This window comes from Marinobacter algicola DG893 (assembly GCF_000170835.1).
Lineage (GTDB): Bacteria > Pseudomonadota > Gammaproteobacteria > Pseudomonadales > Oleiphilaceae > Marinobacter > Marinobacter algicola.
On record NZ_ABCP01000002.1, the window covers coordinates 315,683 to 328,726 of the forward strand.

Genomic DNA, 13,044 nt, shown 5'->3' on the forward strand with positions numbered 1-13,044 from the left:
CCCTATTCCTGTTCACCGGCCGTTGAACCAGCCTTTGACGTATTTTTTGCGGTTTCCGCAGCACCAGCCGATTTCTGTACGGCAGTCAGTATTCCGCGAAGGATATTGATCTCCATCTGATCCAGCCCGGCACGCTGGAAGAGCCGCCGCAGCCGCGTCATCAACTGACGGGGATTGTCCCGGCGGTGAAAGTCCACATCCACAAGCACCTGCTCCAGATGACTGAAAAAACCCTCAACATCGCGGACGGGCGCGGGCGGCACATCCCAGCCTTCATCCCCGGGCGCCATCATAGGCTTGAGATATGGGCTGCCGTCGCCACCTTCAAGGCCTTTCAGATAATGCATACGCAATTCATAGCACATTACCTGAACCGCCATGGCCAGATTCAGGGAACTGTAATCGGGATTTGACGGGATATGAATGTGGAAATGACAACGCTGTAGCTCTTCATTGCTCAACCCATGGTTCTCACGCCCAAAGACCAACGCCACCTGCCCCGCTTCTGACTGCTGCGAAGCCTTGGCCGCGGCGCCTGGTGGAGCGATAACCGGCCACGGAACCTTTCGCCCCCTCGCGCTGGTACCCATGACGCACACACAATCGGCAATGGCTTCATCCAGGGTGGAAACGACCGTGGCTTTGTCAAGAATATCGGAGGCGCCCGCCGCACGGGCGTAGGAGGCCTCATCGGGAAAGGATACAGGGTTCACCAGCCACAAATTTCCCAGGCCCATGTTTTTCATGGCCCTGGCAACCGCACCGATATTACCGGAATGGGACGTCTCAACCAGCACTATCCGGATCTGGTCATTGTAGGTGTCAGGGCCCTCCAGGGGCTTAGCTGGCTTGTGCATGGCGGTAGAATCTCTGTAAAAACTGGAAAGGTGCGCATGATAGCAGATCCACCCCCTTCCCCGCCTCTCCGGATATGCCCTGATACAGCGCCATCCGTGACATTGCCCAGTGGAAAAACATACAAGGCGGGTCAGTTTTTGATATGCTATGCGGCCTTCACACACCCGGATAATGAACACTCAGATGCAACCAGCAATCAAAATGGCCCTGCGCGTCGCGCGTCAGGGGTCCGACTATCTGAAAGCACACTTCGAACGCCAGGAACCCAATGGCGACAGCGAAGACCGCCGCAAGCAACTTGAGCGGGTCGAACAGTCCATTTACGACAATTTTTCCGAACAGCTCGATAAAGCCTACAAGGACCACGCCATCGCTCCTTTGAACGAGGCGGACGCCGACGGCAACGACAAGAGCTGGCATATTTTCCCGGTACTCGGGCGTGAGAATTTTTTGCGCGGTATTCCTGACTTCGCCGTTGCGTTGCTGCAAAAGAAAAACAACCGCACTGAGAACCTGCTGCTGATCAATCCGGTCACCGGTGAGGAATACTCCGCCAGCCGTGGCCATGGGGCCGCACTCAACAGCCGGCGAGTGCGCACCAGCGACGTCAAGCATGCCGACCGTGCAGCCGTGGTCAGCAATCTTCTCGACCAGACCCGCACCTCTGACGACCCACTGATGTGGGGCGAGATGGCATCCATGCTTGCCCGTGATAGCAGCATGTTCCGAACCGCTGGCTGTGCTGCCCTTGATATTGCCCGGGTTGCTTCCGGCCACCTGGACGCCGCTATTATTTTCCGTCCTGAGCCGGCGGACCTGGCCATCGGCGTCACCTTGGCACTGGAGTCCGGCGCCCTGACCGGCGACTTCTCCGGCAACCCCTCAACGGAGAAAGCAAAACAGTTAATCGTCGCGAACCCCAAGCTGTTCCGGGAAGTGCTCAAGACACTACACCCGTTCCGGGGCCGGCTGCCTCGCTAGATATAAAGGCCAACGACCAGGCATAAAAAAAGCCGCAACACCAAATGGGGTTGCGGCTTTTTTGTGGCTGACCGACTTACATCCGGTTCAACCACTCGGGCGGCTGCTCTTCTTCCTCTTCCTGCCCTGCAAGGCCTTCCTTCGGCGGAACGATCAGATCTTCCCGCGCCACACCCAGGGCAACCAGCAGGTTTGCTGACACATAGATGGATGAGTAGGTACCCACCACCACACCGATGATCAGAGCAAGCGCAAAGTTGTTAATCGCTTCACCCCCCAGGAAGTACAGGGCGAACAGCACCACCAATGTCGTACCGGACGTGTTGATGGTTCGGCTGATGGTCTGGTGAATGGACTCGTTGATGATGTGCTCGGAGCCCCCTTCACGCATCTTGCGGAAATTCTCGCGAATCCGGTCTGCCACCACGATGGTGTCGTTGAGGGAATAACCGATAACCGCCAGCAACGCCGCCAGCACACTTAAATCAAACGTCCACTGGAACAGGGCAAACACACCCAGCACGATGATGACGTCGTGGGCCAGGGGCACAACCGAGGCAATGCCAAATTTGAACTGGAATCGCATGCCAACGTAAATCAGCACAACCGCCAGCGCGATGAGCATTCCCAGGCCACTGTCTTCCTTCAGCTCGTCGCCAACCTGGGAGCCGACAAACTCGGAGCTCACCAGCTCAAGCTGGTTACCACCAGCCGACAGCGCAGCCGTGACTTCAGCGGCCAACTGGTCGTTCTCGGACTCCGCCATCCGCACCAGCACCGTGGTATCCGAACCGAAGTTCTGGACCACGAACTGCTCGTATCCCGCGCTCTCCAGCGTTTGGCGAACATTGTCCAGGGCGGGCGCCTGCTGGTATTCCAGCTCAACGGAGGTACCACCGGTAAAATCCAGCCCGAGGTTCAGGCCGCGCACTGCCAGCAACGCAATGGCAGCAACAACCAGCGCAATGGACACAACGGAAGCAATCTTCCGAAAGCCCATAAAATCGATAGGTTTCTTCTCTACTTCAGACATTGGCCAGTTTCCCCCCAATCGACAGCTTTTCAACCTGTCGACCGCCGTACACAAGATTTACGATGCTGCGACTGACCATCAGCCCGGAAAACATCGACGTAAGAATACCGATCGACAGTGTCACCGCGAACCCTTTCACCGGGCCGGAGCCCATGGCGAACAAGATAACCGCCACCAACAGGGTGGTGATGTTGGCATCGAAAATCGAAACGAAGGCCCGGGAATAACCCGCATTTATCGCCGACTGCGGCGGTATGCCCGACTTCAACTCTTCCTTTATGCGCTCGAAGATAAGCACGTTGGCGTCAACCGCCATACCCACCGTCAGCACGATACCGGCAATGCCTGGCAACGTCAGGGTTGCGGAGAGAATCGACATACAGGCAATCAGCAGCATCAGGTTGAGCGTCAGCGCAATGTTGGCGATAACACCAAAGCCACGGTAGTACACCACCATGTAGCAGAGGACCAGCACAAAGCCGAGCAGGACCGACATCATGCCGGCATCAATGTTCTTCTGCCCCAGGCTGGGACCAATCGTCCGCTCCTGGACAAAGTACATTGGCGCGGCCAGCGAACCGGCCCGCAGCAGCAACGCCAACTCAGCCGCTTCCGGGATGGAATCAAGCCCGGTAATCCGGAAACTGCTTCCCAGCGCAGACTGGATCGTCGCCAGGCTGATGATACCCTTCTCGACAACGCGGTTGTCGACGGTGCGGGTTTCACCATCCACAACCACTTCTTCCGTTTCTGTCCGGTATTCGATAAAGAGGACCGCCATGCGACGCCCAATGGCGTTGCGGGTTGCCCGATTCATCAAGTCGCCGCCCACCGAGTCCATGGTGATGTTGACCTGTGGCTGGCCGTTCTCGTCGAACGCCTGCTGTGCGTTAGAGACATTGTCACCGGTGACGATCACCTCCCGCTCGAGACGGGCTTCGCGATTAGGGTTGTCACGGAACGGGAACGTCTCGATATCGGCTGATGAGGCATCCTGGCGGGCCTCAAGACGGAATTCCAGGTTGGCTGTAGCACCCAGTACCCGTTTGGCCGCAGCGGTATCCTGCACACCGGGCAATTCCACAATAATGCGGTCCGCTCCCTGGCGCTGCACCAGAGGCTCCGCCACGCCAAGTTCGTTCACCCGGTTGCGGATGGTGGTCAGGTTCTGCTCCAGAGCGTAATCCTGGATGGACTTTACTTCCGCTTCCGACATCGACAACACCAGAAGATACTCACCTTCCTCAGTCTGTTCGTCGAGCAGGAACTGGTTGTACTGATCGCGGATCAGATCGAACGCTTCGCTGCGGGAACTTTCGTCGCGGAAACTCAGAACAATGGAACGATTGCCTTCCACATCGCCACCGCGATAGCGCACACGCTCTTCACGCAATTCGCGCTTGATCTGACCAGACATGGCTTCGAGGCGCTGGTCGACGGCGGTTTCCATATCCACTTCCAGCAGGAAGTGAACACCACCCCGCAGGTCGAGGCCGAGCTTCATCGGGCCCGCTCCCACGCTTTCCAGCCATTCAGGCGTGGAAGGTGCCATATTCAGTGCCACCAGATAGTCTCTGCCAAGCGCCTCCTGCACAATCGGCCGGGCCCTAAGCTGGGATTCGGCATCGTTCAGGCGGATCAGGGCGTCGCGCTCCTGCAACTCGGATTCCTTGACCTCGATTCCCTTGGCTTCGAGTGCATCAACAGCCCTGTCGAGAATCCGCTGATCGACTTCGGTACTGCTCCGGGCACCGGTGATCTGTACGGCGAAGTCGTCAGGAAAGACGTTAGGCAAGGCATAGACGAACCCGATCACCAGCGCGATGACGATAACCAGGTTTTTCCAGAGCGGATACTTGTTCAGCATGGGGTCCCTTTAAGCCGGCCAGTCGGCCGGCTGTGATGTTTCAGCTTGGCAAATTCAGACCTGAGTCGAAAACCGGTCGATCAGATGTCCTTCAGAGTTCCTTTCGGAAGTGCCGCTGCAACAGCAACTTTCTGAACCTTGACTTCAACATTATCGGCGATTTCAACCACGATAAAGTCATCGGAAACCTTGGTGATCTTGCCAGCCACACCGCCGGAGGTAACCACTTCATCACCTTTGTTCAGGCCGGCCATCAGAGCCTTGTGCTCTTTTGCGCGCTTGGACTGCGGACGCCAGATCAGGAAATAGAAAATCAGGATAAAGCCGGCAAAGAAGATCACCTGCCCCATCACTCCCATACCCTGGGCACCCGCGTCCTGTGCCATGGCCAGTGCCGGCATCGCAGCAAAGAGTGCAGCAACAAGTAACTTGATTGATTTCATTGACTATCTCCGTTTTTAAGAAAAGTTCAGGTAGCGGTTCAGAATCGGCTTATCCCGCAGCTACTGCGCCATTGGAGGCACGGTTTCACCGCGGCGGGCATAGAAGTCGCTAATAAAGTCCGACAATGTACCTGCTTCAATTGCGCCACGCAATCCAGCCATAACGTTCTGGTAGTACCGCAGATTGTGGATCGTATTGAGTTGCGAGCCGAGCATTTCTCCACATTTATCGAGATGATGCAGATAACTTCTCGAAAAATTCTCACAGGTGTAGCAGTCGCATTGATCGTCCAGCGGCGCGGTATCGTGCCGGTGCTTTGCGTTGCGGATCTTGATGATACCGGTGGAGGTAAACAGGTAGCCGTTGCGGGCGTTTCTCGTGGGCATTACGCAGTCAAACATGTCTACACCGCGGCGCACCGCTTCCACAAGATCCTCGGGCCGCCCTACGCCCATCAGGTAACGGGGGCGGTCTTCCGGCATTCTGGGTGGCAGATGGTCCAGGATACGGATCATATCCTCTTTGGGCTCACCCACCGACAATCCACCTATGGCGTAGCCGTCGAATCCGATCTCCGTCAGCCCTTCCAGTGAGCGGTCCCGCAGCGATTCGTACATCCCACCCTGAACGATACCGAACAGCGCGGCCGGATTACCAGCGTGTGCCTGTTTGCTTCGCGCCGCCCAACGCAGGGACAGCTCCATCGACTCTTTCGCCTGCTTCTCAGTGGCCGGGTACGGCGTACACTCGTCAAAAATCATCACAATGTCCGACCCGAGATCGCGCTGCACCTGCATGGCGATTTCCGGTGACAGCTCTACCGGTGAACCATCGATTGGCGAACGGAACGTCACGCCCGCTTCGGTGATTTTCCGCATCTCGCCCAGACTGAACACCTGAAAGCCGCCGGAGTCTGTGAGAATCGGGCCTTGCCATTGGGTAAAATCGTGCAAATCGCCATGGGCCTTCACCACTTCCGTACCCGGCCGCAACATCAGATGAAAGGTGTTGCCAAGAATGATCTCGGCCCCAATTTCCTTGATGTCTCTCGGTAGCATGCCCTTGACGGTGCCGTAGGTGCCCACCGGCATGAAAGTAGGCGTCTCCACCGTACCGCGAGGAAACGTCAGGCGTCCGCGTCGCGCACGGCCATCTTCCCCGAGCTTTTCAAAGGACATATAACACTGGTCACTCATCGTTGTTCTCCGGATTCTGGCTGCCTTTCCCTGAACAGGATGAAAGGGCGCCCAGGCTTGGTTCCTGCGCTGAGATAAACATCGCATCACCGTAACTGAAAAAGCGGTAACACTCGGCCACAGCCGCTTGATAGGCCGACATCACGTTCTGATAACCGGCAAACGCGCTGACCAGCATAATCAGCGTTGACTCCGGCAGGTGGAAATTCGTCACCATGGCGTCCACGGTCTGGAAACGATAGCCGGGGTAAATGAAAATATCGGTTTCGCCCTGAAAAGGCCGAACCACACCGCCGCGACTGGCGGATTCCAGGGATCGCACCGAGGTGGTACCAACGGCGACGACACGACCGCCCCGGGCGCGGGCTGCATTCACTGCATCAACGGTGGCTTGCGGTACATGGGCCACTTCACTGTGCATCACATGATCTTCAATGCCTTCCACCCGCACCGGCTGAAATGTACCAGCGCCTACGTGCAAAGTCACAAACGCGGTTTCAACGCCCATGGATTCAAGCTCGGCCAGAATCCGGTCATCAAAATGCAAACCTGCGGTCGGAGCCGCCACGGCTCCCGCTTCCCGGGCGTATACCGTCTGGTAGCGTTCGCGGTCCGAGGATTCATCCGGGCGGTCAACATAGGGAGGCAGCGGCATATGACCGATGCGTTCAAGAACATCAAGGACCGGCTCGTCGCTGTCACAATGCAGGTGAAACAACGCATCATCCCGACCGCTCATCCGTAGCGGTGTGCCGTCTTCAAGCAGCACTTTCTGGCCTTCTTTTAGAGCTTTGGAGGCTCGTACGTGAGCGAGAATGTCGTGCTCTCCAAGTACACGCTCAACCAGCACTTCCACCTGGCCACCGGTTTCCTTGCGGCCAAAAAGGCGCGCGGGAATTACTCGCGTGTCGTTGAAGACCAGTAGGTCGCCCGGCTGAAGCAGGCTTGGAAGATCGGTAAACCGTAGGTGCCTGATGTCACCGGACAGCCCATCAAGACTGAGCAACCGGGACGCACTGCGCTCTTTGAGGGGATACCGGGCGATAAGCTCATCCGGTAGATCAAAGTGAAAATCGGAGACGTTCATTGGATGGACTGTTTACACCGCACTTTGCGGATCGTAAATGGTAGCGGCGGGCGGACTCGAACCGCCACGGGTTTTACCCCAACGGATTTTGAATCCGTCGTGTCTACCAATTTCACCACGCCGCCATCGGAGAGTGCTGGGGATTATACTGAGGTTGAATCTGAAAGCAATAACAAGTGCCGGACTTCCTTGTTCCGGCAGGCTTTTTACAAGCGATCGAACAACGACAGCTGGGAAACCTGGGCAAATGACTGCTGCGCAGCCTGCAGCACAAAGCTCTGGAAGCTCAGGTTACTGATAGCCTCGGCGTAGTCCACGTCACGCAATTGCGAACGAATGTCCTCACTGTACACCGACGAGTCTTCCAGGAACGATTTGGTGGAGTCCACTGCGTTCAGGCGCCCGCCGATTTCCGTTTGCTTCTGGACGATGCTTTCCTGAGCATTGTCCAGATTCTGCAAAGACGCTGCGATCAGATCGTCATAGGCCGCCTGCCCCGCCGGCGAAGTCTTGTCGATGTTGTCGAGACCGTCAATCAGGTTTTCGATGGTGGCAAACACCGACTGCCTCTCCCCTGTGCGAAGGGTGAATTCGTCGCCATTGCCCGCATCGGTAATCGTCGCCTGCACGCCTGCGACTTCGAAGGACTCACCACTGGTATACGCCGCCGGAGTCACGGTCAGGGGATCCCCGGTACGGCTATTCACGGCACTGACCGTTCCCGCCACAGTATCAACGGTAATCGTAATATCGTCCGGTGAAACCGCCGATAAGGCGCCATCATCAGCTACCTGAATACCATCGATTCGAGCAGCGGCCGCATTGCCGGGGTCACTCTCGGCAAACACCGCTGCGGGCACCGATGAATAGATGCCTTTGCCATGATCACTGATAGGCACCGTGACGCCATCATCGATCTCCAGCACGCGCTGGCCCTCATCGCCCTGATACACCCAACTGCCGGACGCATCTTTCCCAAAAGCAGCCGTGGAACCCTGAAAGCCACTGAAAATGTACTCGCCGGACGCATCACGGGTATTGGCAATGTTGGCCAACTGCCCGATGCGTTCTTTCATTTCCGAGGAGATGGATTTGCGATCACTCGGTGACAGCGAGCCGTTACCAGCCTGGACGGTCAGCTCCCGAATCCGCTGGATAACATCCACCGAACTGGCCAACGCGCTTTCCTCCTGCTGCAACCGGTTTTCTGCAAGCCCCGCGTTGCGCTGGTAGGTCTCGATTCGCGACAGCTCCTGATCAAGCTTCAGGATACGCGCCGCCGCAACCGGGTCGTCTGACGGCTTGTTGACCCGCTTACCGGTCGAAATCTGCTCCTGGGTCTGGTTCAGGCTGCTATTCAGTTCCTGCAGACGGTTTATGCCGCCGGAGAATATCTGTTGTGATGAAATTCTGATCATGTCACATCACCTCGCACTGTTACCGGAAACTCTGTAACAGGGTATTGAACAAATCCTGGGCCACGCTCACCACCTGGGCGGACGCGTTGTAAGCCGCCTGGTACTGGATCAGCTTGCCGGCCTCTTCGTCCAGGTTGACGCCTGATACAGATTCCCGCTGATTGGTCGACTGCTCAAGCAGCGTGCTTCCGGCGTCTTTATCCAGCTGGCTCTGCCGGGTTTTCACACCAATATCTTCCACCAACCCTGCGTAGCCTTCAGCGAAGCTCTGACTGCCGTTGTTAAGGGTGTTCTCGGTTCCCAACGCCGCCAGGAACTCAGCATTGCGGTTATCCGACACACCGTTGGTGTTGTAATTGATGCTGAACGAATCCCCGGGCCTTGGGTTGCCGGAGATTTCGAACTGAAAGCCGAAATAATCCGGCGAACGCGGATCTTCAGTGAACAGCTTATTGGACTGTCCTGTCTGGAACACATTGACCGGAGGCACTGCCGCGGCATCACCGGCCTGCAGCACCGTATTTGTGTTGGCGTCGACAATGTCATAGACCAGCTGGCCGCCGTCGTCCCGGAACTGAATGTCCAGCGGCGGGTCCAGTTGCCCGTCCTGTCGGAAATTACTCAGCAAAGAATTGGTAAACGGATCCCTGACATCCAGCATCTTGCCCTGGTTAATCGTGGCATCACCGGTATTATTGGCGGAACCTTCTGCCCTTACCGGGCTCGCAAAGGCCAGATCCTCTTCGCGATTGACTTCCAGTCCGATATTGGCCGCCGCGTTTCGAGTCGGCTCAATCAGGAAACTGTCACCCGCGTTGAAGGTGCCCCCCTCAATACGGATATTGAACCCCGGCATGGATATTTCGGACTGAACCGGGTCTGGCAGGCGACCTTGGTTAACCACCTCACCCGTGGCACGATCCACTAACTCGAAATTCCGACCGTCGCCGCCAAACCGCAACGACCAACTGCCTGCAGGAAGCTGGGAACTGTCGATAATCTCGACCGCAAGTTGCGCGTCCCGCGGCGCTCCGTTATTGGTATTGGCGATTACCCGGCCGCGCTGGGCCGCCTGGGAATTGATGTCACTGAAAAACAGGCCACCCAGGTCGCCCTCAAGGTCCATGCCGATTTCATGTTGATGGTTGAGGGTTTCGGACAAGGCAATTGCTACCCGGCCAAGTTCGGCGAAAGCAGGCTGCAGGGCCTCTGATTCGAACCGTCGCAAGCCGCCGAGTTTGCCGCCGTTGACCTGGCTGTCCACGTTCAGGGTGCGGCCCCCCGTTGTCAGGGTGAATTCCAATCGGGTCGGGTCTTCGGCGTTATCGCGGGTGCCCAGTTGTGCCGCCCTGTCACCAACCACCAACGCCTGCCCATTGCGCAACGAGACGTTCACCTGGCTGCCTTGCGCTTGCACCACGCTGATGTTGACCAGTTCAGACAACTCACGCAGTTTTTCGTCGCGTTTGTCCAGCAACTCATTGGGTTCACGGCCCTGGGCCAGGCCCGGTGATTCGGAGATCGCCAGATTCAGCTCAGCAATGCTTTTCAAAAGCGTATTGGCATCCTTGACACCCTGCTCCATCTGGGTCTTAACGGATTCCCGCTGTTGAATGAATTCCTGATTCAGGGCTTCAAAGCGGTTCACCACCTGTTGCGCTTCGCTCAACACCAATTGGCGTTGCGGTAACGAGGCCGGGTCTTCTGCAGCATTCTGCAGGCTGGCAAAGAAATTGTTCAGGGCATTACTCAAGCCGGTGGTTTCGCCGCCAAGCAGGTTGTCCAGGCGCGACAACTCCGAGTTCAGTGCTTCCTGCTCACCGAACAAAGAGCTGTCTTCTCGCACCTGTTGCGTCAGGTATTCGTTCGCCAGGCGACGGATATTGGTGATGCTGACACCGGTTCCGACAGAACCTGCGCCGGTACGTTGCGCCGACTGGGTTTCAAATTGCACCTCTTGACGGCTGTAACCCGGCGTATTGGCATTGGTGATGTTGTTACCGGTGGTGTTCAGCGCCGCCTGGTGTCCGAGGATGCCGGTCAGACCAATATTAATAAGCCCTGCCATAATGCTTACTCCTCAGCCCCGCGCGTACCCATGGACAATGTTGCCATGGAGTCATTGTTCATAATGCGGCGAATCTTGGCGCCGTAGTTTGGATCGGTGGCATAGCCCGCTTCCTGAAGCCGGTTTGCAAACAACTCGGGATCATCCGCTGCCGCCAGCACATCCCTATAACGGGGATTGGATTCGAGGAAAGACACATAATCCCGGAAGCTGGACTCATAGTCCGGGTAGGCCCGGAACGCGGCCCGTTCGTTCATCGGCACGCCTTCGCGGAATTCCGTGGTGGCAATGTTCACTGATTCACCCTGCCAGCGGGTGTCTGCCTTGATACCGAACAGGTTAAAGCTGGGAGAACCACCGTCGCCTTCAATCATGTGTCTGCCCCAACCGGTCTCCAGTGCTGCCTGTGCAATCATCAACCTCGGGTTGATGCCACTTTGCGCCGCTACCTTTTCCGCGACGGGCAAGAGTTCACGGACAAACTGTTCCGGTGATTCGAACCGGCCTGGCATGACGGTACTGATTTCCGGTGCCGGCTCTCGGCCGGCGGTGTCAGCCACCTGATTCACCTTGTTCATCTGCTCAGGCAGGCGTGGCGACAGTGCCGGCAAACTACGGTCATAATCCGCCAGCGCAGTCTTGTGGGCTGCCATTGGTTCACCTTTCTCGTCCATGCCAGGAATCTGCCGGCTTAGCTGGCGTACCAGAGCATCGGAAATACCTGTGCCTTGCTTTTGCGATAGCGTCAGGCTCAACTGGCTGTCGAACATCTCGCGATAGAACTCCGACTGCTGGCTGTTGAGATAGTTACCCTCCGCAAACACGTCACCGGCCTTGCGCATGGCTTTGACCATTTCCGACAGAAACAGGCCCTCAAACTGCTTCGCCACTTCCTCAAGCGCTGCTTCCTTGTCGGTCCTGGCTTGGGCCTTCAACGCATTCAGACCGCCGAAATCGGTATATACCTGGGCTTTCTGGAGACTGGAATCCTGCATCACGCCCCCTAAATCACAATTAGCTCGGCGCGCAAGGCACCGGCCTGTTTGAGGGCTTCGAGCACCGCCATTACATCACCGGGCGCCGCACCTACCTGGTTCACGGCCTGGACGATCTCGTTCAGGGTGACCGCCGGGCCAAACTGGAACATCCGGGCCGGGTCTTCGGTAATGGCAATCTGGGTATTGGGTTCGATCACCGTTTCACCATCAGTAAACGGGTTTGGCTGATTGGCTTCGGGGTTCTCTTCGATAGTGACTGTCAGGTTGCCGTGGGTCACCGCCGCCGGGCTGACCTTGACGTTCTGGCCCACTACAATGGTGCCGGTACGGCTGTTGATCACCACCTTGGCGGCGTCTTCTGCCGGATTAACCTCAATGTTTTCCAGAATCGACAGGAAGCTCACCCGCTGGGATGGATCCCTGGGCGCCTTCACGGAAACCGAGGTGGCATCGTGGGCATACGCCATGTCCGGCCCCAAGTGGCCATTAATCGCTTCCACTACCCGGCGAGCCGTTGTGAAATCAGCCCGCAACAGGTTGAACGTGATGGTATCGCCTCGGGTAAACGGCGACATGACTTCCCGCTCAATGGTGGCGCCATTGGGAATCCGGCCAACACTGGGAACGTTTACGGTAATCCGTGAACCGTCGGCACCCTGGGCACCAAAACCACCCACCACCAGACTACCCTGGGCCATGGCATAAACCTGATCGTCTGCCCCCTTTAACGGCGACATCAACAGAGTACCGCCACGCAGGCTGTCGGCGTTACCGATGGACGACACGGTAATGTCCAGTTCCTGGCCCGGCTTGGCGAAGGGCGGCAGGTTCGCAGTAATGGTCACCGCAGCCACGTTGGCAAGATTGGGGTTCACGCCCGGCGGCAGGGTAATGCCGAACTGGGTCATCATGTTGCGAAAGGTCTGGTTGGTGACGGCGCTTTGTCGCAGTACCATCCAGGCCAACCACCAGCCCGTACCGACTAACTGGTGTTACGCACACCCTTGATGCGCGCCAGATCTTTCAGGCGGTCCGCCAGCACCGGCGCTGCGATCACGAAAGCGCAATCATCAGTATCCCAAACCTCAGCATTT

Annotated in this window: 10 protein-coding genes, 1 tRNA gene and 1 pseudogene; 1 reads left to right on the top strand and 11 read right to left on the bottom strand. The window is 57.2% G+C overall.

The window, feature by feature from the left end; genetic code table 11:
- Window positions 1–2 precede the first annotated feature (2 nt).
- Entirely contained in the window at window positions 3–857 is an 855-nt protein-coding gene (gene trmJ / locus MDG893_RS03660; RefSeq protein WP_007152373.1) for a tRNA (cytosine(32)/uridine(32)-2'-O)-methyltransferase TrmJ, read from the bottom strand.
- A gap of 184 nt (window positions 858–1,041) precedes the next feature.
- Between trmJ and MDG893_RS03665 the strand changes: the two genes are divergently transcribed.
- Window positions 1,042–1,839 carry an inositol monophosphatase family protein gene (locus tag MDG893_RS03665; protein ID WP_007152374.1) on the top strand — a complete coding sequence of 266 codons (798 nt, stop codon included), beginning with the start codon at window positions 1,042–1,044 and terminating at the stop codon, window positions 1,837–1,839.
- A gap of 76 nt (window positions 1,840–1,915) precedes the next feature.
- Here MDG893_RS03665 and secF read toward each other — a convergent pair whose 3' ends face one another.
- The 10 genes and pseudogenes from secF to MDG893_RS03715 form a co-directional block, all read right to left on the bottom strand.
- On the bottom strand, window positions 1,916–2,872 hold the full coding sequence (gene secF / locus MDG893_RS03670) for a protein translocase subunit SecF (protein WP_007152375.1): 957 nt from the start codon (window positions 2,870–2,872) through the stop codon (window positions 1,916–1,918).
- Entirely contained in the window at window positions 2,865–4,739 is a 1,875-nt protein-coding gene (gene secD, locus MDG893_RS03675) for a protein translocase subunit SecD (RefSeq protein WP_007152376.1), read from the bottom strand. The genes secF and secD overlap by 8 nt, the downstream gene beginning before the upstream one ends.
- A gap of 80 nt (window positions 4,740–4,819) precedes the next feature.
- Window positions 4,820–5,182 carry a preprotein translocase subunit YajC gene (gene yajC, locus MDG893_RS03680; protein WP_007152377.1) on the bottom strand — a complete coding sequence of 121 codons (363 nt, stop codon included), beginning with the start codon at window positions 5,180–5,182 and terminating at the stop codon, window positions 4,820–4,822.
- A gap of 60 nt (window positions 5,183–5,242) precedes the next feature.
- Window positions 5,243–6,361: a tRNA guanosine(34) transglycosylase Tgt gene (gene tgt, locus MDG893_RS03685; protein WP_040474276.1), complete on the bottom strand. Its 1,119-nt coding sequence runs from the start codon at window positions 6,359–6,361 to the stop codon at window positions 5,243–5,245.
- A 10-nt stretch (window positions 6,362–6,371) separates the two neighbouring features.
- A complete protein-coding gene (queA, locus tag MDG893_RS03690) occupies window positions 6,372–7,466 on the bottom strand; it encodes a tRNA preQ1(34) S-adenosylmethionine ribosyltransferase-isomerase QueA (RefSeq protein ID WP_007152379.1) in 1,095 nt (364 codons plus the stop codon).
- Window positions 7,467–7,504: 38 nt separating this feature from the next.
- Window positions 7,505–7,591 (bottom strand) — tRNA-Leu (locus MDG893_RS03695).
- A gap of 81 nt (window positions 7,592–7,672) precedes the next feature.
- Window positions 7,673–8,884 carry a flagellar hook-associated protein FlgL gene (flgL, locus tag MDG893_RS03700; RefSeq protein WP_007152380.1) on the bottom strand — a complete coding sequence of 404 codons (1,212 nt, stop codon included), beginning with the start codon at window positions 8,882–8,884 and terminating at the stop codon, window positions 7,673–7,675.
- Between the two features lie 19 nt (window positions 8,885–8,903).
- Window positions 8,904–10,952 (bottom strand): flagellar hook-associated protein FlgK, encoded by a 2,049-nt coding sequence (flgK, locus tag MDG893_RS03705; RefSeq protein WP_007152381.1) that lies wholly within the window; start codon window positions 10,950–10,952, stop codon window positions 8,904–8,906.
- Window positions 10,953–10,957: 5 nt separating this feature from the next.
- Window positions 10,958–11,947 (bottom strand): flagellar assembly peptidoglycan hydrolase FlgJ, encoded by a 990-nt coding sequence (gene flgJ, locus MDG893_RS03710; RefSeq protein WP_007152382.1) that lies wholly within the window; start codon window positions 11,945–11,947, stop codon window positions 10,958–10,960.
- Window positions 11,948–11,955: 8 nt separating this feature from the next.
- Window positions 11,956–13,007, bottom strand: a pseudogene (locus MDG893_RS03715) (flagellar basal body P-ring protein FlgI).
- Between the last annotated feature and the right edge of the window lie 37 nt (window positions 13,008–13,044).